Here is a 25,279-nt window from a genome sequence, read left to right as displayed (position 1 = left end):
CGCCCCGCAGGGTTCACCCCCGCCAGACCGGACGCCCCGCAGGGTCTACCCCCGCTCGACGCGGTGCCGCTTGATGGTCCGGAACCGCCGCGCCACCTGCCGGGCCAGGTCGGCGGCGCCGACCAGCCCGGCCTCGTTGCCTAGGGCCGCGTGCACGATCTGCGCCTCGGGGCGGAATCCCCGGCCGGAGAGGGTGCGCCGGTAGGCCTCCTGGGCCGGGGCGATCAGCAGCTCGCCGGCCTCGGAGACCCCGCCGCCGATCACGAACCGGCCCGGGTCGAGGGCGGCGGCCAGGTTGGCGATGCCCACGCCCAGCCAGGTGCCGATGTCGTAGAGTAGCTCCACCGCCACCGCGTCGCCCGCCTGGGCGGCCTCGGTCACCAGCGGGCCGGTGATCCCGGCGGCCGTGCCGCCGGCCCGGGCCAGCAGCGGCTCGACCACCGGCGACTCCTCGGCCACCAGGCTGCGCGCCTCCCGCACCAGCGCGTTGCCGGAGGAGTACTGCTCCCAGCAGCCCCGGTTCCCACAGGGGCAGCGGTGCCCGCCGGGCACCACCTGCATGTGGCCGAACTCGCCCGCCAGGCCGTACTTGCCCCGGTCCACGAAGCCGTCCCGGACCACCGCGCCGCCGATCCCGGTGCCGAGGGTGAGCATCACCATGTGGTCCTCGCCGCGCCCGGCGCCGAACCGCCATTCGGCCCAGGCGGCGGCGTTGGCGTCATTCTCCACCACCACCGGGAAGCGCAGCCGCCGGCTGAGCGCCTCCTCCAGCGGCTCGTTCCGCCAGTTCAGGTGCGGGGAGAAGAGCACCCGCGACCGGTCCGCGTCCACCCACCCGGCGGCCCCGATCCCCACCGCGTGCACGTCGTGCCGGTCGGCCAACTGGAGGACCAGCTCGACGATCACGTCCTCGACCACCTTGGGGCTCTTGCTCTTGTCGGGGGTGTCGGTGCGCAGCTTCTCCAGCACCTTGCCCTCGCCGTCCACCACCCCGGCGACGACCTTGGTGCCGCCGATGTCGATGCCGACGGTCGGCAGCCGCAGCAGGCTCGCGGGCAGCGCCCGGCGCCGCCGCTCGGCGCGCGGGCCGATGCCGATCCCGAGCAGCGTCGGCAGCGCGGCGGTGGTGCGGCCCGGCGCCGGACGGGCGGAAGGGTTCTGCGTGGTCACGGCTGCGGTCGCTCCTCGGGGTCGTCGGGCGCGTCCGGGCCGTCCGGGGCCTGGCCGCCCCGGACGTACCCGGAGAGCTCGTGGGAGAGCTCGGCCAGGTCGGAGCCGCCCGCCATCTCGGTGGTCAGCCGTTCCAGGCTGATCTCCGCGCGCGGGTGGCTACCGGCCATCCTCCCCCGTCGCAGCAGGGTGAAGTGGTCGCCGACCAGATACGCGTGGTGCGGGTTGTGGGTGATCAGCACCACGCCCAGCCCCTCGGCCCGGGCCGCGGCCACGTACTTGAGCACCACCCCGGACTGCCGCACCCCGAGCGCGGCCGTCGGCTCGTCCAGGACCAGCGCCTTCGCGCCGAAGTGCACCGCCCGGGCGATCGCCACGCACTGGCGCTGCCCGCCGGAGAGGGTGCCGATCGGCCGGTCCACGTCCGGCAGGTCGATGCCCATCCGGGCCAGCGCCTCCCGGGTGGTCCGCCGCATCCGGGCGCTGTCCAGCCGCAGCCGGCCGAGCTCGGCGCCGAGGAAGAAGTTGCGCCAGACCGGCATCAGCGGCACCACCGCGAGGTCCTGGTAGACGGTGGCGATGCCCCGGTCCAGCGCCTCCCGGGGCGAGCCGAGCCGCACCTCCTCGCCCTCGATCGCGTACCGGCCCTCGTCGTGCCGGTGCAGCCCAGAGATGATCTTGATCAGGGTGGACTTGCCCGCGCCGTTGTCGCCCAGCACGCAGCTGATCCGGCCGGCCTCCACCGTCAGCGAGACCCCTTCCAGGGCCCGCACCGATCCGTAGGTCTTGCCCACCTCGGTGAGCTCCAGGAGCGCCGCCACCTCACCGCCCCCGTTCGGCGCGGTGCTTGACCCAGCTGTTCAGCAGCGCGGCCAGCAGCAGCATCGCGCCGAGGAAGAACTTGAACCAGTCCGGGTCCCACTGCGCGTACACGATGCCCTTGCTCGCCATCCCGAAGATCAGCGCGCCGAGCGCCGAACCGACCACCGAGCCGTACCCGCCGGTGATCAGGCAGCCGCCGATCACGGCCGCCACGATGTAGATCAGCTCGTTGCCGACCCCCTCGCCGGACTGCACGGTGCCGAAGGAGAACAGCAGGTGCTGTCCGAGCACCCAGGCGCAGAAGCCGACCCCGAGGTAGAGGCAGGTCTTGGTCCGGGCCACCGGCACGCCCACCGCGCGGGCCGCCGCCGCGTCCCCGCCCACCGCGAAGATCCAGTTGCCGAAGCTGGTGCGCAGCAGCACCCAGCTGCCCACCGCGACCAGCCCCAGCCACCACCAGACCGTCGCCTTCACCGTCAGCCCGCCGACGGTGAACTCGGAGGCGAACAGCAGCCGGCAGGACTCGTACCCCTGCATGTCGGCGATCGGCTTGGTGCTCACCGTGCCCGAGACCAGCTTGGTGACGCCCAGGTTGGCCCCGGTCAGCATCAGGAAGGTGCCAAGCGTGACGATGAAGCTGGGCAGCCGCGTCCGCCCCAGCATCCAGCCGTTGAACCAGCCCACCGCCAGCGCCACGAGGAGCGAGACCAGCACGCCCACCCAGGTCACGGCGGTCAGCTGGTAGGAGACCATCGCGGAGCTCAGCGCGGCGGTGGTGACCAGCACCCCGGCCGAGAGGTCGAACTCGCCGCCGATCATCAGCAGCGCCACCGGCACCGCCATGATCCCGATGGTCGAGGCGGCGTAGAGCACCGTGCCGATCGAGGAGGCCCGCAGGAAGCTGTCGGCCACCACGGCGAAGAACAGGAACACCACCACGGCCGCCAGCAGCGCCCCGAGCTCCGGCCTGGCCCGCCGCCCGCCCCGCTTCGGCGCCCGTTCCAGCACCTCGGTACTCACCTGGTCCCCCTCGCCACGTACTCGGCCAGCGCGGGCGCGTTCTCCTTGGTCAGCACCTGCGGCCCGGTGAGCACGGGGTGGCCGCCGCCGAGCACGTCCAGGTTGGAGCGGTAGAGCCAGAGCAGGTCCACCCCCTCGTACCCCTGCAGGTAGGGCTGCTGGTCGACGGCGAAGCCCACCGTGCCCGCGGCCAGCCCGGCCACCACCTCGGTGCCCAGGTCGAAGGTGTCGGTCTCCACCGGGCGGCGGGCGTCCTGGACGGCCTGCAGCGCGGTGGCCGCCAGCGGGGCGCTCAGCGTCAGCACGGTGTCCACTCCGGGGTCGGCCTGGAGCTTGGCGGCGATCGCGGCCCGCGAGTCGGGCAGGTTGGTGCCGGTCACGTACAGCGTCTGCAGGCCGCCCTGGAAGGTGGCGTGCGCGCCGGCGCAGCGCTGCTCCTGGCCCACGTTGCCTTGTTCGTGGATGACGCAGAGCGCCGAGTGCCGGCCCCGGCCGGTCAGCGCGGTGCCGGCGGCCTGGCCGGCCGTGGTCTCGTCCTGGCCGATGTGGGTGAGCGCGCCGAACTTCGCCGAGAGCTCCTGGCCGGAGTTGACGGTGATCACCGGGATGCCGGCGGCCTTGGCCTTGCCCAGCACCTCCGCCATCGCCTCGCCTTTGGCCAGGGTGACGAGCAGGCCGTCCACCTTCTGGTCGATCGCGGCCTGGACGAGCTGCACCTGCCCCTGGGTCTGCGCGTCGTTGGAGTAGAGGAAGGTGATGTTGTCCTTGGCGGCGGCCTGCTCGGCGCCCTTGCGGACGGTGTCCCAGAACGAGTCGCCGGCCCCGGCGTGGGTGACCATCGCCACCTTCCAGCGCGGCGTGCTGACCGCTCCCCCGGCCGCCGCCGAGGCCTTCTCCCTCGCCCGCTCGGCCCGCAGCCCGCCGGTGCTGCTGCACCCGGCCGCCGCCCCGACCGCCAGCAACGCCGCCGCCGCCAGTGCCACCGCTCGCCGCACCGCCCCCACCCGCCCTCCTGATCGGCTGTCACCTGACTCCCGGTCCCGGAGCCGTGACTCCCAGTCTCGGGGCGCCGGGCATGAGAGGCCACCGAGACTCGCTGACGGATCGCTGGGCCCGTTCACCGGATGGCCCAGCGCGGATGGCACACTTGCACTCGGCCTTAACAGCCGATTCTCAGAAAAACGTGATGTTCCTCTCAGGTCTCCCCGAGGTCCATCGGCAACTGATCAACCGTTCGACGGCGTCTGACCGAATGGCCGTCCACACCCCTGCCCACCCGGATACGAGAGCTCGATGCAACTCACAGGCACCCCCTTCCTGATCCTGACGATCATCCTGGTCCCCCTCTCCATCGCGGCGGCGCTGCTGCTCTGGGGACGGGTGCGCGGACCGAAGCCGGTGCAGCTGCTCTCCCGGCTGGTGATGATCCTCTTCGCCCAGGCCACGGCCGTGACCATGGTCTTCGTCATGGTCAACAACGCGAACCTGATCTACGGGACATGGGACGACCTGCTCGGCACCGGCAACCACGTCCGGGCGGTGCCGCAGGTGCCCGCCGACAGCGGCACCACCGGTGGCGGCAAGGGCAGCAACGACGCCAAGCAGGAGCCGAAGGTCATCCAGCAGTTCACCGGGGTGGACGACAGCAAGGTGCCGAAGGACGTCAAGCGCACCGAGCTCAAGGGCCGGCTCTCCGGCGTGGACGGCGAGGTGCTGGTCTGGACCCCGCCGCAGTACGACGACCCGTCCTACAAGGACAAGACCTTCCCCGTGGTCGAGCTGCTCCCCGGCTGGCCGGGCTCCTCCTCCACCTGGTACGGCACGCTCAAGGTCTCCGAGCAGCTCAAGCCGCTGATGGCCTCCGGCCAGGTGGCCCCGTTCATCCTGATCTCCCCGCGCACCCTGCTGCTCGGCAACACCACCGACACCGGCTGCGCGGACGTGCCCGGCAAGGTCAACGCCGACACCTGGCTCTCCCGGGACGTCCCGCAGATGATGCTCGACAACTTCCGGGTCGACCCCTCCGCCGACCGCTGGGCCGTGGCCGGCTACTCGGCCGGCGGCCACTGCGCGGCCAAGCTGGCCCTGGAGCACCCGAACCGCTACCGCGCGGGCATCAGCCTCTCCGGCTACAACGACCCGGGCTCGGAGAGCGCCTCGCTCACCGCGAAGGACCCGCACCTGCGCGAGATCTCCAACCCGCTCAACATCCTCAAGACCGCCGCCACCCCGCCGAAGACCGCCCTCTTCCTCTCCGGCAACAAGGGCGACGGCTACGAGGGCGCGATGGCCCTGAAGGCCGCCGCCAAGTCCCCCACCACGGTCACCGTCCAGGAGACCAGCGGCGCCCACAGCAGCGACGTCTGGGGCCCGATGGTCCCGGAGATCTTCCGCTGGCTCACCGGCGTCATCCCGGCCCAGCACTGACCCCACCGCCCTGGCCGGTCTCACTCCCCGGCCAGGGCCACCGCCCGCTGCTCAGCCGGCGGTGCCGTTCGGCTGCTCCGGCAGGGCCACCACCTGGTGCTGGTCCTCGTAGACCACCACCCCCGGGCTCTGGGCCCACACCACCGCGCAGCCCACCCCGTGCGACTCCACCACGGCCCGGCAGGCCTCGGCCCGCGCGATGTGCTCCACCGCCGAGGCCTTGAACCAGGCCCGCGCCCCCGGATGCCGCTCCCGGTCGTACACCCCCGGATCCACCGTCGACGGATCCACCAGATTGGCGTCGTACCAGTCGTACCCGGCCCGCCGCCCGGCCTCCTCCGCCGCACTGAGCCGCCCCTCGGCCGCCAGCCCGTTGAGCAGCGCGAACACCCCCGGGTACGTCCCCCGCCGATTCGGCTCCACGGCCTCGAACCGCACGTACAACCCCCTCACGCCCCGGCCAGGAACTCGGTCAGCGCCGCCCGGTACTCGGGGGACTCCTGCGCCGTGAAGTGGTCGCCGGGCACCTCCAGGTGCACCCCGTGCGCCGGCGCCGCCGCGAGCTCCTTCGCGGTGCGGTTGTGCGACTCCTCCCGGCCGGTCAGCACCAGCGTCGGCACCGGGACGGCCGCCAGCAGCGCCTGCGGATCGCCCCCGGTGGGGGTTTCCCAGTGCAGCCCCCGTGACATGTGCCCGTGCACCAGCACCACCGGCCGCCCCCGCCCCACCTCGCGGTACGCCAGCCCGACCCCGTCACCACCCCTGAATTCCATGCGCCCCACTATCCCTGACGCCCCGCCGCGCCGAGCATCCAGCGGTCGCCCCTGGGAGGACCGCTGGACGCTCCGGGGGTCGAAGGATCCACCCCCGTGTTCCTGCTCCGAAGGTCAGCCGTTGTACGGGCCCCAGTTCCAGTAGCCGGTGGCGCTGGAGTAGACGCCCATCTGCAAGGCACCGTCGTTGTAGACCCACGCCGAGTAGTTGCCGGTGGTCTGGTACGCGACCCAGCCACCGATGCTGTAGTCCCAGATACCGAACGCGCAGGTCCAGTTGTTGCGGTTGGGGTCGATCCGGACGCTGCTACCGCTGTGCTGCAGGGTGGCGACGCAGGCCGAGGTGTTGCTGACGACGGGGTCCGAGGCGAAGGCGGTACCGGAGGCGACGGTCAGGGCCAGCACCGGTGCGGCGACCAGGGCGGCGGTGCGGCGGGCTGCTTTGCTCGCGGTGAGTGCGGCGAATGTCTTCTTCATGGACAACCCCCTGTTGACGGTTCGGCACCGGACTCGGTGTCCGGTGTGCGTGCTGCGGTCTGCCGGGTCGACCTTCTCCACCCGGCCGTTGCCCGGCACCATTCCGCGGTCCCCGGCTGAGACCTACGATCGGAGCACGTCGTGTTGTCCGGTAGGCCGGACAGCGTCGTACAACAAAAAACAGCGGGCGGGGGGATGTCTGGTGGCTCGGACAGGCGCATCTGACGGCGGTGTTCAGGCACGTCGTGCAGCGATCGACGAACTCGTACGGGCTTTGCGCACACTACGCGCGGACGCGGGACAGCCCTCGTTCCGAGCCATGGCCAAGGCTTCGGGGAAGGTGTCGGCCACGACCCTGCACGACGCCGTCAGCGGTACCCGGCTCCCGACCTGGCCCACGGTCAGGGCGTTCGTCGAGGCCTGCGGGGGCGACAGCGGCGAGTGGCAGCACCAGTGGTCCAGAGCCGCGCGAGCGTGCCAGCCCGAGGAGGACGTTCCGTACCCGGTGGCCGTCCTGGTGGAGGCCACGACGACGGCCCAGGAACCGGTACCACCGGGCCCGCCGGCTCCGGTATCCGGGGGTCGGCACCCGTGGCCGAGGTCCCGGGCGGCAGTTCTGCCGGCGATGCTGGCGGGGGTCGTGGTCGGTGTATGCGCGACCCTGGGGATCGGCACCTGGACGCACCAAGCCTCGTTACTCCCGGCCTCGTCACTCCCGGCACCGGCGTCACCGGGCGCGCCCGGCTACGTCGCGCGCATCGCCTCGGCGACCGGAGACGCGTACGGGATGTCGACGAACCTGCCGGTCGGGCACGCGGTCACTGCCGGCGACACCCTCGTGGTGGCCATCATGCTTACCAACACCCATGCCGGGACGGTCAGTGCGACCGACAGCCAGGGCAACACCTACACCACGGCAGCGGACCAGCTCGACGGCGCAGACGACCGCACCCTGATCGTCACCGCGACCGCGGTCAAGGCACTGTCAACCTCGGACACGATCACCGTCGGCTATCCCTACACCGGCGAACACCATCTGGCAGTGGACGAGTTGACCAACGTCGAGACGATCGCCAGTCACGCCGCCGCGACTGGCGCCGCAGGCACCGATTTCAACTCCGGACCGACAACGACCAACACCGCCGACCCCGAGCTGGTATTCGGTGTCGCGGGCGTTCAGGGCGGTGCGCCGACGACCTGGTCGAACGGATTCACCGCCCTGCCGACACTGCTCGTCACCCACGATCAGCTGGCCACCGGCTACCGCAAGGTCACCGCCGCCGGCACCTACGCAGCGGCCGGCACCTGCGACCATCAGTGGATGGCTGCGGCCGTGGTCTTCACCGGTCGGCACCACGCCTGACCGTGAAGGCCGAGTCGGCCGCCGCCATCGGACGTTCCCGCACCGCCAGGCACGGGGTGTCGGGCCGGGCCGCCGCCCGACCCGACACCCCGTCACCTCACCTCAGGTCGCTCAGGTGGCGTTCGACACCGTCGGGCTCACCGTCACGCAGTACTTGCCGTAGGTGGCCTCGCTGCCGCAGACCTGGATGCTGCCGCCGGAGCCGGTGAAGGACTGGCTCCAGCCCGGGTACTCCAGTTGGTTGAAGCCGGTGTTGGTGGTGATCCGGTAGTCGGTGGACGGCCGGCTCGAGTGCAGCGAGAGCGAGTAGCTGGAGTAACCCAGGTACCGGAAGTACGTGTTGCTGTCCACGCACACGTAGAAGGGCTTCGAGGTATCCGAACACCCGGAGCTCGCCTGAGCCGACGGGGCCGCCAGCCCCAGCGCCCCCACCAGCACCGCACCAGCCATCACGGACGCCCGGGCCGCACGTGCAACGCGCATCTGAACTCTCCTAAGGTGACGAAGCCTCCGAGGAGGCGAGCCGACCACTTCGGCCACCGCAGACTCTGCCGACCCCTCCTTACCGCCCCCTTACCTCGGGCTCTCCTTCCCCAACACTGAGGCACCCTTCGGGTCAAATCGGGCAAACAACCCGCACGAGCCATATATGACCAAAGGTCACATATGGGCGCGCCGGTCCGCATCCGTTGTGGGATTGATATCAGAACGAACCATCCCCCCCGATCGCGCATGAGAAATTCATTAGGAGATCTTTGCTATCTCATGACCAGTAAACGGAAAGTTCTTGGGAGTAGCTTTGCTACGCAAGTCCCGGGCCCCGCGTGCGTTCGCAGGCGGGGCCTTCACACTGCGCAGGACGCGCCGCATCGCGGTGCTGACAGCGCTCGGCCTGCTGGTGGAGACGGGGGTGGCGCTCGATGCGCTGACGGCGGCCACGCCGGCCGCCGCCGCACCGCAGGCACCCGCCCCGGCCACCAGCACGGAGGCGCCCGACGAGGCGTCAGCCCTGCTCGCCGCCCGCCTGCAGGGCCACCGCGTCGAGGTGGCCAACGCCCGTACGGCGACCGTCACCCTCTGGGCCAACCCGGACGGGACGTTCACCCAGGACGTCTTCTCCGGCCCGCTCCGGATGCGGGTGGGCGAGGCCTGGATACCGGTCGACACCACGCTGGTGGAACAGGCCGACGGCACGGTCGCACCGAAGGCCCACCCCGAGGGCCTGGTCTTCGCCGGCGGCGACACCGGAGTGACGACCGGCGACGCCGCCCCCGGCACCTCGACCTCGCCGCCGTCGACGCCGCCCACCGCCTCCCCGACCGCCGCACCGTCAGCCGCTGCGAGCGCCGCACCGACCGCTGCGCCGAGTGCGCCGAGTGCGCTGTCGACCGCCAGCGCCTCTGCCGCCGCGAGTCCCAGCGCCACCGCGACGCCGTCGCCGCTGGCCTCAGCCTCCGCATCGGCCTCCGCCTCGGCCCCCGCCGACCGCGCCGCCCGGAGCGCAGCTCGCCTCGCCCTGCCTGCCGACACCCCGCCCCAGCTCCAGTCCCAGCCCCCGCTCCAGCCCGCCGAGCGCGAGCTGGTCAAGCTCGGCTCCGGCGACCAGCGGGTCCAGCTCGGCTGGCTCGGCAAGCTGCCGAAGCCCAAGCTGGACGGCAGCACGGCCACCTACGTCGACGCCCGCCCGGGCGTGGACCTCCAACTCCGGGCCACCCGGACGGGCTTCGAGCAGTTCCTGATCGTCAAGGACCGCTCGGCCGTCTCCCAGGCCGGCACCGTCACGCTGCCGCTCGACACCACCGGGCTGAAGGTGGTCCGCAAGGACGACGGCTCGATCGACCTGCTCGACATCGGCACCGGCAAGCCCGCCGGCCGGATCCCGGCCCCGGTCATGTGGGACGCCGCCGTCGACCCGAAGTCGCAGGAGCACCTGCGCCGGGCCGCCGTGACGATGGAGCTGCGCGGCGAAGGCGCCGACACCGAGCTGGTGTTCACCCCGGACGCAGGTTTCCTCGCCGACCCCGCCACCACCTACCCCGTGACGATCGACCCGGCCGTGGAGATCGGGCCGTCCTTCGACACCTTCGTCCAGCAGGGGTACACCACCGACCAGTCCTCGGCCGCCGAGCTCAAGCTGGGCAACAACGGCAGCGGCCAGGTGGCCCGTTCGTTCCTGCACTTCCCCGAGGCGCCGATCCACGGCAAGCACATCCTCTCGGCGAAGCTGAACCTCTTCAACTGGTACTCCTGGTCCTGCGACCCGATATCCTGGGAGGTCTGGGACACCGGCATGGCCTCCACCGCCACCCGCTGGACCGACCAGCCGGCCTGGAACGGCATGTGGGCCGTCACCAACCAGACGGCCGGCAACGAGGGCGCGGGCTGCGGCAACGCCTGGGTGACCCAGGACGTGACCAAGCTGGTCACCGCCTGGTCCGACAACGGCTACCGCAACAACGCGATGGGGCTGCGCGCCTCCACCGAGAGCAGCCCGTACTCGTACAAGCGCTTCGACTCCGCCGAGGGCTCCTTCCCGCCCCGGCTCTCCGTCACCTACAACACCGTCCCCGACGCCCCGTCAGCCGTGGACGTGTTCCCCGCCCGTCAGGGCAACCCGCGCTACTCCTCCTCGGCCACCCCCACCTTCCAGGTACTGGCGGCTGACCCGGACGCGGGCGGCCGAGTCGGCGTCGACTTCGACCTCTACCGGGCCGGCACCTTCGTCAAGCGGGTCTACAAGGAGGCGCCGAACGGCACCTACGCCCAGGTCAAGCCGGCCGACTTCGGCCTGGCCAAGCTCGACGAGGGCGTCAGCTACTCGATCGGTGCCCGGCTCTGGGACGGCACGGACAACTCCCCCTGGGCACCCCAGGACACGGTGGTCGTCGCGGACACCACCAAGCCGGGGGCTCCCTTCGTCACCTCCGCCGAGTACCCCGCCGACGGCCTCTGGCACGGGGCCTCCGGCCAGTCCGGCCGGTTCACCCTGACCCCGCCCGCCGGGACGAACGACCTGGTCGGCTTCGTCTACACCCTGGACGGCAAGGCCCCCGTGACGGTGGACGCCACCGGCGCGACCACCACCGCGATCACCCCGGCCACCGACGGGCTGCACACCCTCAAGGTGCAGGCCAAGGACCGGGCCGACAACCTCTCCGACCCGACCGGCTACTCCTTCCGCAGCGGCAAGGCCGGCGTCACCTCCCCGGTGGACGGCACCCAGGCCGCCAAGCGCGTGAAGCTAGCCGTGGACGCCCAGACCCAGTACACCCGGGTCACCTGGCAGTACCGCCGAGGGCCGGGCGCGACCGAGTTCGACGTACCGGCCGCCCACCTCGCCAAGGCCGACAACACCCCGGTCAGCGGGCCGAAGCCGCGCCTCGCCGAGCTCGGCGGCCACGCCAACTGGTCGGTGCTCGAATCCCTCGGCCAGGTCGGCGGCGTGGTCCAGGTCCGCGCGGTGCTCTTCACCGACAAGGACAGCGACCCGTCCTACCCGACCGAGTGGCGCACCTTCACCGCCGACCGGAACGCCGACGGCGCAGCGGGCACCTCGATCGGCCCCGGCTCGGTCAACCTGCTCACCGGTGACTACTCCACCGAGGTCACCGACGCCGACGAGTTCGGCATGTCCGCCCAGCGCAGCTCCTCCTCGCGCGGCACCCAGCGCGGCTGGCAGGAGCAGGGCGAGCGCCTGACGGCCAACCAGCAGCAGGTCTCCACCGACACCACCGGCTTCCTGGCCTCCCCGGGCACCGCCCTGCGGGTGACCGACCGGGGCCAGGGCGGGTCCACCGACTCGCTGAAGGTGCTGCCCGACGCGGACGCGCAGGGCGACACCTACGCCCTGCTCGGCGGCAGCGGCGGCCTGCAACTGGGCATGAAGCCGGGCAAGACCTACCGGGTCAAGTCCTGGGTCTACGTGCCTGCCACCACCGGTCTGACGGCCGGTTACCAGGACCGCGGCATGCGGATCGCGGTGCTCACCGGCAAGCCGGGCACCCTGACCGCGACCACCTCGCGCAAGGCGCCGTACACCGACGCCTGGGCCGAGCTGACGGTCGACGTCACCGTGCCGGCTGACGCCACCGAGGCCCAGGTCCGGCTCTACAACGGCCACGCCAACCGGGCCGACAAGCCGGTGTACTTCGACGCGATGTCGGTGCGCGAGCTGATCGCCCCGTTCGGCCCGGAGTGGGCGGGCGGCGCCGCCGGCGAGGCGAGCGACCACACCTCGCTCTCCTTCCCGAGCGCCGACTCGGCGGTGATCAAGTCCACCGACGACACCTCGCTCACCTTCGCCAAGGCCCAGGACGGCACGCTCTGGCCCGAGCCCGGCGCCGAGGAGCTCAGCCTCAAGGCCACCGGCTCCACCTACACGCTCACCGCGCTCGACGGCAGCACCACGGTCTTCGCCCGCCAGCCCGGTTCGGACGTCTACACCGTCCAGTCCACCGCCGGCCCCGACGCCGCGTCGACCACCCGGTACGTCTACGACTCCACCGACCTGCGTTCGCTGGTCAAGCGCGTGATCGCCCCGGTCGAACCGGGTGTGGACGACACCAACGGCTGCACCGTCGACCCGCTGCCGCGCGGCTGCGAGGTCATGGACTACGACTACGCCACCGCCACCACGGCCGCGCCGGGCACCCCCGGCGACTTCGCCGACCGGATGCGCGCGGTCAAGGTCTGGTCCTGGAACCCGGCCACCTCCCGCCAGGAGGCCGTCGAGGTCACCCGGTACCTGTACGACGAGCGCGGCCGACTGGTGCAGGTCTGGGACCCGCGGCTGGCCACCCCGCTGAAGACCACGTACAGCTACGACGAGGCGGGCCGGGTCACCCGGATCGCCCCGGCCGGTGAGCTGCCCTGGGACTTCGACTTCGGCAAGGCGGGCTCCGACCAGGACCCGGGCCGGCTCCTGAAGGTCCGTCGGGGCACGCTCGCCCCCGGCAGCAGGGACCAGGTGAACGGCGAAGCCGCCACCAAGGTGGTCTACGACACCCCGCTGACCCGTGTCGCGGGCGGCCCGTACGACCTGTCGGGCGCTGACGTGGCCAAGTGGGCGCAGACCGACGCCCCCACTGACGCCACCGCCGTCTTCGGCCCCGAGGACGAGCCCGGCACCCACACCGCCACCGCCGCCAAGCCCGGCCCGGACGGCTACCGCCCGGCCACCGTCCACTACCTCAATGCCTCCGGCAACGAGGTCAACACCGCGACCCCCTCGGTGACCCCGGGCGGGGACGTCGACACCAGCGAGTACGACCGCTTCGGCCACGTCGTCCGCACCCTGGAGGCCACCAACCGCGCCATCGCCCTCGGCACCCACCCGGAGGCCGACCGCTTCGCCGCCGAACTCGGCCTCCCGGCCGACTCCGCCTCGCGCTCGCGCCTGCTCGACTCCCGCACCACGTACACGGCCGACGGCCTGGACGTGACCGAGACCCTCGGCCCGCTCTACCGCGCCTCGCTCGCCGAGCCGGTGACCGGCCAGACCACCCCGGCGGTCTGGACCGCCGAGGGCGAGAACCTGGTCCAGCTCGGGGCGACCGACACCCTGCGCGCGCAGACCAAGTCGAGCTGCGGCAGCTGTGCGAACACCACCTGGTCCGGTGACACCCAGCTCTTCTTCATGGCCAACGAGGTCGGGGACTACGCCTCCTTCCGGGTCTCGGTGCCGGAGGAGGGCGAGTACCAGCTCGGCGCGGTGCTGACCAAGGCCGTGGACTACGGCATCGTCCAGCTCTCCATCGACGGCCGGAACGTCGGCGGCACCTTCGACGGCTACAACCCGACCGTCACCTCCACACCGTTCAACGCCGGTTCGACCATCCGCCTGGCCCGTGGTGACCACGAGCTCCGCCTCACCGTCACCGGCAGGAACCCTTCCGCCACCACCCCCTTCTACCAGGCTGGCATCGACAAGCTCACCCTCACCAAGACCACCCTCAACCCCTCGCTGACCGCCGGCACCCCGGTGCTCGTCCGCGACCACAACACCAACACCTACGACGAGGGCAAGCCGGACGGCCGGGCCTACCACCTGGTCACCACCGCCACCGACGGCGCCCGCATCGACGGCTACGCCGCCGACGTGGAGCTCCGGGTCACCAAGAACGGCTACGACACCCCGATCGGCGGCACCCCCGGCTGGACGTTGAAGACGGCGACCTCGGTCACCACCGACGCCCTCGGCGCCAACCTCACCGCCACGATCAAGTACGACCCCTCGGGCCGTGCCCTGGAGTCCCGCAAGCCCGGCGCGAGCGGCTCGGACGCCACCACCGTCCGGACCGCCTTCTACACCGCCGGCGCCAGCCCGGACGACGCCGCCTGCGGCAACCACCCGGAGTGGGCCGGCAGCCCCTGCCTCACCCTCCCGGGCGGCGCCATCACCGGCGCCGACGCCTCGCGGATGCCGACCACCCTCCCGGTGAAGCGGATCACCCGCTACTCCCGCTTCGGCGACGCCGAAGAAACGACCGAGACCAACGCGGGCAAGTCGCGCAAGACCGTCACCACCTACGACGGCGCGGACCGGATCGTCTCCACCGAGATCACCTCCGACGAGGGCCTCCCCCTCCCGCCCGTGACCACCGAGTACGACCCCGCCACCGGTGACTCGATCAAGACCACCTCCGGCGGCAAATCCCTCACCCGCGTCCTGGACGCCCTCGGCCGGCTGATCTCCTACACCGACGCCGACGGCGCCACCACCACGACCGAGTTCGACACGTACGGCAAGCCCGTGAAGGTCTCCGACCCGACCGGCTCCACCACCTACACCTACGACCGCGCCCGCGAACCCCGCGGCATGGTCACCTCCGTCAACGACAGCGTGGCCGGCGAGTTCACCGCCTCCTACGGCCCCGACGGCCAGCTCGTCGAGCAGACCTATCCGGGCGGGATCCTCCGCAAGGACTCCTTCAACGCCACGGGCAACGCCACCGGCCGCGTCTACACCCGGACCTCCGACAACTCCGTCGTCTGGTCCCAGTCCATCGAGGTCTCCACCCAGGGCGCCATCGCCAAGGACGCCTCCTCCACCGCCACCCGCAACTACACCTACGACCGCCTCGGCCGCCTCACCAAGGCCGAACAGCGCACAGCCGCAGCCGGCTGCATAACCCGCCAGTACACCTTCGACACCCACTCCAACCGCCTGACCAAGTCCACCTCCCCCGCCGCCCCCACGGGTGCCTGCGCCCCGGACAACCCCACCACCGAATCCCACACCTACGACAGCGCCGACCGCCTCACCGACCCGGGCTACACCTACGACACCTTCGGCCGGACGACCACACTGCCCGACTCCGCCCTCACCTACTACGTCACCGACCTGGTCCAGCAGCAGACCGCCGGCAGCGCCCGGCTGACCTGGACCCTCGACCCTGCCCAGCGCTTCCGCACCCGCACCACCGAGACCGGCGGCCCCGACACTTGGACCCGCACCGGCTCGACCACCAACCACTACGGAAACGAGACCGACTCCCCGCGCTGGACCACCGAGGACGTTATCGGGACCGTCACCCGCAACGTCCCCGGTACCACCGGCGACCTCGCCGCCACCACCGCCAAGGACGGCGGCACCGTCCTCCAACTCGCCAACCTGCACGGTGACATCACCGTCCAGTACCCACTCGACCCAGCCACCGCCCCCACCGTCCTCGACTACGACGAGTACGGCCGGCCCCGCGAGGGCCAGTCGGCCACCCGCTACGGCTGGATCGGCGCCAAGCAGCGCGCCGCCGACACCCTCGGCGGCCTGGTCCTGATGGGCGTCCGCCTCTACGCCCCCTCCCTCGGCCGCTTCCTCTCGGTCGACCCGATCCCGGGCGGCAACGCCAACGCCTACGAGTACTGCCGGGGCGACGGCTTGAACTGCTACGACCTGGACGGGCGGCGAAGCTTCCGCAAATGGGCCAAGAAGCAGATACGGGAAAAGGGTTCGACCTGGAAGCACACAGCGGTGAACTGGGGGGTCACCGCAGCGGCCGCGACCGGTACCGCCGCTTGCGTCATCTCAGTGGTGTGCGGTGGTGCCGTGTTCGCGATCGGCGCGGGCGCGGTCTTCGCGGGCGGCTTGGGCGCGCACTACGCGGTCTCCAACCGGGCAGAGCGCAAGGCCGGGATGGGCCGATGGGTGCCATCGACCGCGACCTCGCTCGGAAAGGGCGTCGCCTGCGGTTATCTGATGGGCCGCAGCTGCCTGTCGGGCTGGTTCAAGCCCAGGCCCAAGAGTCCGTTCGGGGGTACGTCCGCCCGGCGCTCGGTGCGGACCATCGTCTCCCGGATCTGGCGTCACCGGTGGGGCTGGTAGCCAAGCGTCCTGTCGAGTCGTATACGTTCAACTGGCGCGTCGCCAACGGCTTCGGTCGACAGCGACCCACCGATCAGAGGGAAGAAACGAGTGTGGATCCGATGACGGAAGACCGTCGCACCGAGGAAGTCTCACCAGTCCGCGAAATACTGAAACCCGACGCGAGTGACGCCCACTTCGGCGTGGTGATCGCCGTGATGGCCTCCGCCGTGATCGGCTGGATGGCCGGGGCGGGCCCGGCACTGTTCATCCTGGGGATTTCCGGCTGCCCTTTCCTGATCATCCTGATCTGCCAACTCGCGATGAAGCGGCCGTTCCGCACGGCGACACGGCGGGCATACCTGTACACCTTCGGGATCTTCCAATGGTTCTAGACGTCAGTCGCTCCTGGACGCCCTCACCATGGGAGCTCCGCTCCTAGGGCATCAGACCGCTGGGCCTAGGCTCTCGCCTCGGCCGCGTCCACTCGACCGCCCCGACCCCAAGGCTGTCGGCGGCGCACCGATCAAAGACAAGAAACGAGCGCGACGCTGTAGTGCTGGCAGACCATGAAACCAGAGCAACCTCTCCGGTTCGGAGAACGCGCACACCTGATCCGGGCGACGCCCACATCGGCTTGGCGACCACTCTGCTGTTCTCCGTCTTCGCCGGTTGGGCAGCCGGCACGGAGCCAGCGCTGTTCGTGCTGGGGCTGTCCGGCATCCCGTTCCTACTCATCATGTTCTGCCAACTGACACTGAGGCGGCCGTTCCTCACCGCAGCATGGCGGGCGTATCTCTGCACCTTCGGTTTCTGGGAGTGGTGTCCGACTCCGTTCAGCTAATCGTGAGCCTCGTTGACTGAAGCTCCAAAGAAGAGAGGAGCAGCCCCGCTGACGGGCACCACTCGACTGCTTGCCCCGGCCCCCTACTGAACACCATCCCGAAGCGAGACATCATGCAAGCCAGATTCACCGGTCTCCACCCATGGAGTGCGCCGGGCGACCACATCGAGCTGTACGTCGGCGACGGTTACATTGACCTCCACAACGACTGCTCGCTCCTCGACCTAACACTGACGGGCCACCCGAAAACAGTGCTCCGGCTGGAGTTCCAGCACGTGACGGCCGGGCGGTTCCTCCTCGAGTTCCACGATGTCGGCGAGCTCGTGCTCCTGCAGGACGCGGTGAGCTCGGACTGCTGGAGCGAGCCCCCTGAGAAGGAGCCGGAGGGGATTGACCAGGTGCGGTACTACGAGTACGGAGCCGAGCTTCCCCCCGTTTTCGAGATCCAGTCCCTCACATTGCAGTGCAAGTTCCGGGCCTGGGAGGTGTCGTTCCGCTTCCTCGTCGGTTAGCTCCACGAGGATCAAGCAACTCAAGTCCGCCCGTTGTCCCAAGTAGACCCTGCGGCTCGTCCATGAACGTTCCCGACGTCATTCCGATCAGACACGAGCCTGACTACCGCCGCTTCACCGCGTAGCTCAGGTGGGTGACCCGGGAGACCGACTCCGAGCGCAGCGGCTCCAGGGCGATCCGGTCGGCGTCGATGCCCTCGAAGAGGCGGGCTCCGGCGCCGAAGAGGACCGGGGAGACGGTGACCGAGAACTCGTCGACCAGGCCGGCGTTGAGGGCCTGGAGGATGGTCTCGGCGCCGCCGCCGATGCGGACGTCGCGGTCGCCGGCGGCCTCGCGGGCGCGGGCCACGGCGGCCGAGATGCCCTCAGTGGCGAAGTGGAAGGTGGTGCCGCCGGGGCGTGCCCAGTCCGCGCGGGCGGTGTGGGTGAGGACGAAGACCGGGGTGTGGAAGGGGGCGTCCTCGGGCCAGGACTGCTCGCCGAGGTCGAACATCCGCTTGCCGAGGACGCTCGCGCCGGTGCGTTCGAAGGTCTGACGCAGGAGGTCGTTGTCACGGCCCTCCTCGCCGCCCTCGCCAAAGCCGGTGTTCTCCCGGAAGAAGCGCTGCGGGAAGACCCAACTCTGGAGCTCGCCCCACTGGGACAGCCAGCGCTGCACCTGGGGATCGTCACGGTTCTCCGGCGCGAAGAGCGGCTCCGCGGCCGGGTGGACCGGCGCGACGTACCCGTCCAGCGACATCGACACGCTGAAGAACACCTTGCCGGCCATCGGTCCTCCGCTCCCCGGTACTGGTCTGGCGCCAGCCTATGCCGACCGTAGCGGCAGCCACCGACAACGCGCGGGCTACTTGGCGGGGAGGGTCTGTTGCTTGAGCCAGACCTCGAAGTGCCCCTTGCCGGCCGAGGTCTGGTACGGGAGGGCCGAGGAGAGGCGGTACTTGCCGCCGGCCCGGAGTTCGTCGCGGATGGCGCGGGGGACGGCGCCCGGGTTGTCGGACCAGTCGAGGACGACGCCGTCGAACCAGCCGTCCTGGAGGGCGGCGCGGTAGCCGGGGATGCCGGAGAGGTGCGGGCCGGGGCGGCCTGTGTAGTCGATGTAGTAGACCGAGGTCCACTGGGGGTAGCTGGTGCGGCCGAGGTCGGAGAGGTAGTAGACCGGGCCCTCGTGCGGCTCGCCGAGCCAGCGCTGGCCGGGCTGGACCTTGTAGGAGAGGTCCTGGATCAGGTACTTGGTGTCGGGCCAGATGCCGTAGTTCTTGGCGGACTGGGACATGCCCATGGTCAGGGCCAACACGCTGACGGCTATCGCGAACTGCGGGAACTTGAAGTGGGCGCCCATCAGCCGGGTGACGCCGACCCCGGCCATCGGGGCGGCGAAGAGCAGGCCGAAGCCGACGTGCTTGTGCAGCGAGGTGCTGGTCTGAAGGTGGATCTGGTAGGCGGGGGCGAGCAGCGCCGTGCCGGTGAGCAGCAGACCGAGGGCCAGCCGCCAGCGGGCGCCGGGCACGGCCTGCCGCCAGCCGGGCACCTCGCTGAGCCGGGCCCGGCGGGCGTAGAGGCCGGTGCCGAGGCAGGCGACCAGGAAGAGCAGGCCGCCCCAGCGGGCGCTGTCCTGGAGCATGGCGAGGGTGGGGGTGTCGCCGTGGGCCCGGGCGGTGGTGGTGCTGCTGATGGCGGTGAGGTAGTCCGTGCTGAGGACGGCGGCCGCGAGCAGACCGCCGACCAGCGCCGTGAACAGCGCCGTGCGGAGCAGGGCCCGCAGGATGCCGTGCCGCTGGTACGCGACCAGGAGCAGCAGCAGTGCGACGGTCGGCAGGTAGAGCGCGGAGGCGTACTTGACCCCGACGGCCAGCGCCGCGACCGGTGCGGCGAGCAGCGGGAGGGCCCAGTGGCGGTGGCCGCTGCGGACCACGATCCAGGTGGCCAGGGCCAGCAGGAAGACCGCCATCGCGTCGTAGGTCGCGAAGTTGCCGAGGAAGAGGGTGGATTGGGCGAAGGCGAACAGCACCGAGGCACAGAGGCCGGCCCGCTCGTTGAAGAGGCGGCGGGTGAAGGAGTACAGCAGGGCGTTGGCGCCCAGCATGAAGAGCAGGCTCAACGCCCGGGCCCCGGCCAGGCCGAAGAGGGAGTCCACGGCGGCGGCCAGCACCGGGTAGAGGGTGGGCGCGCCGGAGAAGTAGCTCGCGAACCCGCCGTAGTCGGGGGCGCCGTGGAAGATCTGGGCGATCTCGGCGTGCCCGGCGTAGAGGTAGAGCGCCTCGTCCTCGAACGCGGAGTTGTGCAGCCGCAAGCTCAGCACGGCCTGGACGATCAGCAGCGCGAGCAGCAGGCCCCGGCTGATCCAGGTCCGCCGCCGGCTGGCCGTCGCCGACCAGGCCACGTCCGGGACGGGCGGCAGTGTCCACCCGGGCCGCACCGGTTCGGCGAAGGCGAAGCCGGGGTCGGCCTCGACCTCCGGCAGCGGGAGCAGACGCAGTTGGACGGTCTCGTCGGGGGCCCAGATGCTGTCGGGATCCCGCTGCCGGGGCGGGATCCCGCCGGGCTCCGGACCGGGCGACGGCAACCGTGGGCCGGAGCGGGACGGCGGAGGCGACGGCAGCGGGACGGCGGGCAACGGGACGGAGCCGGTCGGCGGCGAGGCAGCCCGCCCGGCGGTGGCGGCCCCGGCCGCCGTCGGCGGGACGAGGGTGCCGGCTCCGGTCGCCGTCGGCGGGACGACGGGAGAGGCCGGTCCGACCGGCGAGCCGGGCGAGGACGATCCCACCGGCGAGCCGGGCCAGGCCGGTACGGTCGGCGGGCCGGGCCAGGTCGGTGCGGTCGGCGGGCCGGGCCAGGCCGGTGCGGTCGGTGGGCGCAGCGCGGTGGCACCGGTCTCGGTGCGCCCCGCGAGGGCCGCCGGGTCGATGCGGCGCAGCACCCTGGTGTCCTCGTCCACCGGGTCGGGCCGGACGGGCTGGCGCGGCACGGCGTACGGCCGACCGGCGTCGGGCCCCACCGGCTGCGACGGCACCGCGTACGGGCGGCCAGCCGCAGGCCCCACCGGCCGCGACGGCACCGCGTACGGCCGACCAGCGGCAGGCCGCGAAGCCGACGACGGACCCCGAGCCAGGAGCATGCGCAAGGCGGGCGACGGGCGGTCCGTCCGGGGCGGTGGCTGCGCCTTGGGCGTGAACCAGGACCGCACGGCCGCCCCCGGGCCAGCCGATTCCGCAGGCTCCACCGGCTCTGCCGAGCTCACAGCCCCCAGCAGTCCCACCGGCTCGACCGGCTCGACCGGCTCCGCCGGACCCACCGGCTCCGCCGAACCCGCCGAACCCGCCGACTGCGCCAGCTCCCCCGGGTCCACGGCCTCCGCCACCCCCAGCGGATCCACCACCCACACCCGCTCCACCTGCTCCACCCGCTCCCCCGGCTCCCCCGACTCCGAGGTATCCCCCGACCCGGTCCAGCGGTCGCCACGCTCGCGCGTCACGGGTGGGCCACGTCGAAGCCGATGCGGGTGTCGGCGGCGGCGGAGCGGAACGCGGTCAGGGAGTCGGGGCCGCTGTTCACCCGCCAGTCGGCCTCCTTCTTCAGGTCGAACCAGACGAAGCCGAGCACGGACGGGTCGGCGAGCACGCCGGCGAAGAGGTCGGCGATGTCGGCGGGCTTGCGGGCGGTGGGTTCGGAGCCGGTCTCGGCGAGCAGGACGGGCTTGGCCGAGAAGGCGCGGATCTCCTTGAGCGTGGGGCCGAAGAGCGTCCCGAAGGTGTGCGGGCCGGTGCGCGCGTAGTAGCCGACCACGCCGAGCCAGTCCACGTAGCCGTCGCCGGGGTAGTAGGGAGCCAGCCGCACGTCGGGCACGGGGTTGGTGACGTTCGGGCTCCAGACCCAGATGACGTTGGAGCAGCCGGCGTCCTGGAAGCGGTCGTGGACGTGCTTCCAGGCCTTCACGAAGGCTTCCGGGGTGCTCTGCTTGGTGCCCCAGGGGTACCAGCCGCCGTTCATCTCGTGGCCGAAGCTGATCGCCACGGGCACGTTGAGGTCGCGGACGGCCAGGGCGGTGCGGGTGATGTAGTCGTCCTCGCCGCCGGCCGCGATCTCGGTGAGGGTCTTCTTGAAGGGCTCCCAGGCGAGGTACGGGAGCATGCCCTTCTCCCAGACCGCCCGGGTCTGGTCGGTCTGGAACTCGTCGCCCCAACCGAGGTAGTAGACCAGCAGGTTGGGTGCTTTGCCGACCAGGCCGGTCCAGGCGTCCGCCGGGGCCAGCGAGACCGGGACGCCGTCGAAGGTGGCGCCGAGGTACTTCTTCTTCGGCAGCAGCAGCGGGGTGATGTCGTACGGCACCCGGGGCGCGACCGGCGAGGCGGAGACAGCCCCGCCACCGCCACCGCCCCCGCCGCCGACCGTCGCGCCGACGGGTGCGGCGCCCTGGCCGCCGGCGCCGATCGGGGCGGAGGCACTGGGCGCGCAGGCCGCGGCGCCGAAGCCGATCGCGGCGAGCAGGAGGGAACGTCGGCCGATGGTCATGAGGATGCGGTCTCCGTTCGCGGCTGGACGAGCACTCGGGCCACGGCCACGGCGTAGAAGACGCCGGAGCCGAGCATCAGGGCGAAGTTCTCCGGCACCATGGTGGCCATCCGCCAGACGGCCGCGCCGATCCAGAGCACGGCGGTGGGCAGGCTCCAGCCCCACATGCCGATCCAGAAGCGGCGGGTCCGGTTGGTCTTGGCGCCGGCCGAGCCGGTGGGCTGCCAGCCCATCGGGCGGCGGCGGAGCAGGTCCCAGATGGCGAAGGTGTGGGCCCAGCCGTAGGTGACCCGGGTGGCCCAGGCCTCGAGCCGGTAGGGGTTGCGGTGCCAGAGCGGGTAGACCACGGTCAGGTGGACCACGCTGGGCAGCACGAACCACATGTTGGTGGCCTGGAGTTGGTCGGGGAAGAAGAGCAGCAGGGCCAGCGCGATCAGCGGGCCGGTGAAGGTGAGCAGCGCCGTCTCGACGTAGTAGACGAAGCCGGACATGTAGCAGAGCCGGCTGGCGAACCGCATCGGCACCCGCCAGAAGGCCTCCAGGCTGCCGAGCATGCTCATCGAGGCCATGCACCAGCGGTACTGCTGGTTGTAGTAGGCGCCGATGGTGTCGGGGCAGACGCCGGTGGAGAGGGCGAGCGGCACGTACCGCAGGTCCCAGCCGCGGGCCCGCAGGTCGAAGCCGGTGTGCATGTCCTCGGAGTGCTCGATCAGGCTGGTGCCGCCGATCTCGGCCAGCGCCGCGCGGCGGTAGATCGCGCAGGAGCCGACGCAGATCGAGCCGTCGCTGCGCTGCCGGGAGACCTGGACGGAGCGGTAGAAGAGCTCCTGGACGGCGCCGGCCCCGCGCTCGATCCAGTTCTGCTGGTCGAGCACCCGGAAGTACTGGGGCGACTGGACGATGGCGGTGCGCTCGTCGTCGTCCAGGTACGGGAGGAGCTCGTCGAGCAGGTCGTGCCGGGGGGCGAAGTCGGCGTCGAGGATGAGGATCACCTCACCGTCGGAGTGCTCGAAGCCGTGCCGCAGGTTGCCGGCCTTCTTGTACCAGCCGCGGTTGGGGCGCACCAGGTAGCGGAAGCCGAAGTCGGCGGCCATCGCGGCCACTTCGGGGCTGTCGCCGTCGTCGAGCACGATCGGCGTGACGGTGCCGCGGTAGTGCCCGGCCATCAGCCGGACGTACTGCCAGGTGTTGTGCAGGAGCTCCACCGGCTCGCCGCAGACCGGGAGGAAGACGTCCACGTGGGGGTGGTGGTCGCCGGGGTACCAGGAGCGGACCAGGCGGCGGTGGGCCTTGAGGTCGAAGCTGGGGGTGAGCGCCTCCAGCCGCAGGCCGATCAGGAAGCCGACCACCGAGAGCAGCAGGGCCGGGGAGAACACCCAGATCCAGAGGCTGTGCCGGGCGGTGTCCACCTGGCTGTAGAGCACGCAGGCGAAGCCGAGCAGCGAGGAGAGCGTCAGCACCCAGCTGTGGCGCTTGACGTAGCCGTACTTCTCGCGGTCGTCGGGCGGCGCGGGGAGCAGCCCGCCCCGGTACGCCACGGGCGGCGGGTTGCGCCGCGGCCGGCGCCGCCCGCCCTGGTGCAACGCGGCCCGTTGGGGCGGGACTCGGGCCGGAACATGGTGAGCTGTTCGCACGAGCCACCCCGGAGAATTGGTCTAATCCGAGGAATCTAGCGAAGGCGCGCTCGACTCGCTGGCCCTTTGCCAAACTACCGGGCAACTTTCACGCCGGGGCGCACGCCCCCACGCTCCGACGCCCCCACGCCCCCACGCCCCGACGCCCGCACGCCCGGACGGCCCGGCGGGGATCCGGCGCTCAGATGGCCGCCCGCCGTCGGCCGCGCTTGCGGCGCGGGTACGGGAAGAGCCGGGGCCTGCGCTTGGCGGCCACGTCCTCGATCCAGCCGAAGAGCAGCACCAGCAGGGCGATCAGCGGGACGGCCACCATCAGCGGGAACCACTGGCTGGTGAGCAGCCACTGCATGTGCTTGTAGACGAAGTCGACCGTCCAGAGCGGGTCGATCAGGGGGATGGCGAGCACCAGGGCGCTCTGGTGCCAGAGGTAGACGCTGACGGCACGGGCGTTGAGCAGGCTGACCAGGCCGTTCCAGCGCTCCAGCGGCCTCGGCCACTGCTCCCAGGACGGGCTGACGTGGAGCAGGATGGCGACGAAGCCCAGCGACCAGAGGGCCTGGGCGATCGGCCAGCTCTCGATGTCGGTGGGGCTGCTCGGGTCGACCGGCCGGGTGTGCAGGTACCACCAGCCGGCCACCATGACCAGCGGCGCGATGGAGGGCACCACGTACTGCGGGATCCGCTTGAGCACGCCCTCCTGGTAGGCCATGCCGAGGATCCAGCAGGAGCCGAAGGTGGTGAAGTCGGTGGCGTTCTCCCAGACCCGGCCGTAGACGAAGTCCTGGTCGGCGAAGAGGGAGTTCATCGCGATCGAGATCGCCAGCGGGGCGAACAGGGTCAGCCATGGCTGCTTGCGCAGCGCCCACCGCATCAGCGGGGAGAGCAGCACGTACCAGAGGTAGGCGCGCAGGTACCAGAGCGGGACGACGATCTGCTCGGCCCAGGTGTGGTCGAGGTGCCCGCTGAAGCCGTGCAGCAGGTTCGCGTACGGCGGGGTGCTCAGCGGCAGGATCCAGAAGGTCAGCTCGCCCCACCACCAGCCGGGGTGGCCGTCGGCGTCGGGGCCCCAGCCGTCCACGAGCTGGGCGGTGACCACGATCGCGCCGAACAGCCACATCGGGGGCAGCAGGCGGCGCAGTCGGCCCCGGATGACGCCCATCGCGGGGCGGCTGCCGAGCGAGCGGGCCATCAGCATCCCGGCCAGCGCGAACATCACGCCCATCGACGGGAAGACGATCGGCAGCCAGAACCAGCCGAAGTTGTGGTAGAGCACCACGCGGACCAGCGCCAGCGCGCGCAGCAGGTCGAGGTAGCGGTCGCGGCCGCCCTTGCGGGCGGGCGGCGCCACCGGCTCGGGGTCGAAGTCGGGCTCGGGCAGGTGCATCACGGGGACGCGCAGCTGGACGGTGTCCTGGCTGAACCCGTA

18 protein-coding genes and 1 pseudogene are annotated in these 25,279 nt (G+C 71.5%); 6 read left to right on the top strand and 13 right to left on the bottom strand.

Features of this window, described 5'->3' with window-relative positions; genetic code table 11:
- Positions 1-45 precede the first annotated feature (45 nt).
- The 4 genes from CFP65_RS32170 to CFP65_RS32155 form a co-directional block, all read right to left on the bottom strand.
- The gene (locus CFP65_RS32170) at positions 46-1,098 is read right to left on the bottom strand and encodes an ROK family glucokinase (RefSeq protein ID WP_254553186.1); all 1,053 of its coding nucleotides are present in this window, start codon (positions 1,096-1,098) and stop codon (positions 46-48) included.
- A 68-nt stretch (positions 1,099-1,166) separates the two neighbouring features.
- Positions 1,167-1,991 (bottom strand): ATP-binding cassette domain-containing protein, encoded by an 825-nt coding sequence (locus CFP65_RS32165; protein WP_104819477.1) that lies wholly within the window; start codon positions 1,989-1,991, stop codon positions 1,167-1,169.
- A gap of 1 nt (position 1,992) precedes the next feature.
- Positions 1,993-3,012: an ABC transporter permease gene (locus tag CFP65_RS32160; protein WP_104819476.1), complete on the bottom strand. Its 1,020-nt coding sequence runs from the start codon at positions 3,010-3,012 to the stop codon at positions 1,993-1,995.
- Positions 3,009-4,016 carry a sugar ABC transporter substrate-binding protein gene (locus tag CFP65_RS32155; protein ID WP_254552677.1) on the bottom strand — a complete coding sequence of 336 codons (1,008 nt, stop codon included), beginning with the start codon at positions 4,014-4,016 and terminating at the stop codon, positions 3,009-3,011. Before CFP65_RS32155 ends, CFP65_RS32160 begins: the two co-directional genes overlap by 4 nt.
- Before the next feature lie 289 nt (positions 4,017-4,305).
- Here CFP65_RS32155 and CFP65_RS32150 point away from each other — a divergent pair, with 289 nt between their 5' ends.
- Positions 4,306-5,439, top strand: coding sequence for an esterase family protein (locus CFP65_RS32150; protein ID WP_104819475.1), 1,134 nt, complete (start codon positions 4,306-4,308; stop codon positions 5,437-5,439).
- Between the two features lie 51 nt (positions 5,440-5,490).
- On the opposite strand, the gene CFP65_RS32145 is transcribed toward CFP65_RS32150, so the two are convergent.
- The 3 genes from CFP65_RS32145 to CFP65_RS39350 all read right to left on the bottom strand — a co-directional run bounded on the left by CFP65_RS32145 (position 5,491) and on the right by CFP65_RS39350 (position 6,689).
- Positions 5,491-5,877, bottom strand: a complete 387-nt coding sequence (locus tag CFP65_RS32145) for a hypothetical protein (protein WP_254552676.1) — start codon at positions 5,875-5,877, stop codon at positions 5,491-5,493.
- 11 nt (positions 5,878-5,888) lie between these two features.
- Complete coding sequence (locus CFP65_RS32140; protein ID WP_104819473.1) at positions 5,889-6,212, bottom strand: alpha/beta fold hydrolase; 324 nt, start codon at positions 6,210-6,212, stop codon at positions 5,889-5,891.
- A 114-nt stretch (positions 6,213-6,326) separates the two neighbouring features.
- A complete protein-coding gene (locus tag CFP65_RS39350) occupies positions 6,327-6,689 on the bottom strand; it encodes a hypothetical protein (RefSeq protein WP_158702461.1) in 363 nt (120 codons plus the stop codon).
- Here CFP65_RS39350 and CFP65_RS42645 point away from each other — a divergent pair.
- Both CFP65_RS42645 and CFP65_RS41430 read left to right on the top strand, forming a co-directional pair.
- Positions 6,688-7,122: pseudogene (locus CFP65_RS42645) on the top strand (helix-turn-helix domain-containing protein); the annotation flags it as partial. The gene CFP65_RS39350 and the pseudogene CFP65_RS42645 overlap by 2 nt on opposite strands.
- A 354-nt stretch (positions 7,123-7,476) precedes the next feature.
- The gene (locus CFP65_RS41430; RefSeq protein WP_254552675.1) at positions 7,477-8,052 is read left to right on the top strand and encodes a hypothetical protein; all 576 of its coding nucleotides are present in this window, start codon (positions 7,477-7,479) and stop codon (positions 8,050-8,052) included.
- A gap of 111 nt (positions 8,053-8,163) precedes the next feature.
- Here CFP65_RS41430 and CFP65_RS32130 read toward each other — a convergent pair whose 3' ends face one another.
- Positions 8,164-8,535, bottom strand: coding sequence for a hypothetical protein (locus CFP65_RS32130; protein ID WP_158702459.1), 372 nt, complete (start codon positions 8,533-8,535; stop codon positions 8,164-8,166).
- A 391-nt stretch (positions 8,536-8,926) separates the two neighbouring features.
- On the opposite strand from CFP65_RS32130, the gene CFP65_RS41905 reads away from it, so the two are divergent.
- The 3 genes from CFP65_RS41905 to CFP65_RS32110 all read left to right on the top strand — a co-directional run bounded on the left by CFP65_RS41905 (position 8,927) and on the right by CFP65_RS32110 (position 17,710).
- A complete protein-coding gene (locus CFP65_RS41905) occupies positions 8,927-16,375 on the top strand; it encodes a DNRLRE domain-containing protein (RefSeq protein WP_104819470.1) in 7,449 nt (2,482 codons plus the stop codon).
- Positions 16,376-16,476: 101 nt separating this feature from the next.
- Positions 16,477-16,749 (top strand): hypothetical protein, encoded by a 273-nt coding sequence (locus tag CFP65_RS32120; protein WP_158702458.1) that lies wholly within the window; start codon positions 16,477-16,479, stop codon positions 16,747-16,749.
- A 562-nt stretch (positions 16,750-17,311) separates the two neighbouring features.
- Entirely contained in the window at positions 17,312-17,710 is a 399-nt protein-coding gene (locus tag CFP65_RS32110; protein ID WP_104819467.1) for a hypothetical protein, read from the top strand.
- 103 nt (positions 17,711-17,813) lie between these two features.
- Here CFP65_RS32110 and CFP65_RS32105 read toward each other — a convergent pair whose 3' ends face one another.
- The 5 genes from CFP65_RS32105 to CFP65_RS32085 form a co-directional block, all read right to left on the bottom strand.
- Positions 17,814-18,479: a dihydrofolate reductase family protein gene (locus tag CFP65_RS32105; protein WP_104819466.1), complete on the bottom strand. Its 666-nt coding sequence runs from the start codon at positions 18,477-18,479 to the stop codon at positions 17,814-17,816.
- Positions 18,480-18,554: 75 nt separating this feature from the next.
- Complete coding sequence (locus CFP65_RS32100) at positions 18,555-20,675, bottom strand: glycosyltransferase family 39 protein (protein WP_254552674.1); 2,121 nt, start codon at positions 20,673-20,675, stop codon at positions 18,555-18,557.
- Between the two features lie 503 nt (positions 20,676-21,178).
- Positions 21,179-22,219, bottom strand: a complete 1,041-nt coding sequence (locus tag CFP65_RS32095) for a glycoside hydrolase family 26 protein (protein WP_104819465.1) — start codon at positions 22,217-22,219, stop codon at positions 21,179-21,181.
- The gene (locus tag CFP65_RS32090) at positions 22,216-23,757 is read right to left on the bottom strand and encodes a glycosyltransferase family 2 protein (RefSeq protein WP_104821277.1); all 1,542 of its coding nucleotides are present in this window, start codon (positions 23,755-23,757) and stop codon (positions 22,216-22,218) included. The genes CFP65_RS32095 and CFP65_RS32090 overlap by 4 nt, the downstream gene beginning before the upstream one ends.
- Before the next feature lie 277 nt (positions 23,758-24,034).
- Complete coding sequence (locus tag CFP65_RS32085) at positions 24,035-25,237, bottom strand: acyltransferase (RefSeq protein ID WP_104821276.1); 1,203 nt, start codon at positions 25,235-25,237, stop codon at positions 24,035-24,037.
- Positions 25,238-25,279 lie beyond the last annotated feature (42 nt).

Origin of the sequence: Kitasatospora sp. MMS16-BH015, from assembly GCF_002943525.1 — a bacterium.
Taxonomy (GTDB): Bacteria; Actinomycetota; Actinomycetes; order Streptomycetales; family Streptomycetaceae; genus Kitasatospora.
This window is presented reverse-complemented; position numbering and strand designations above follow the sequence as displayed.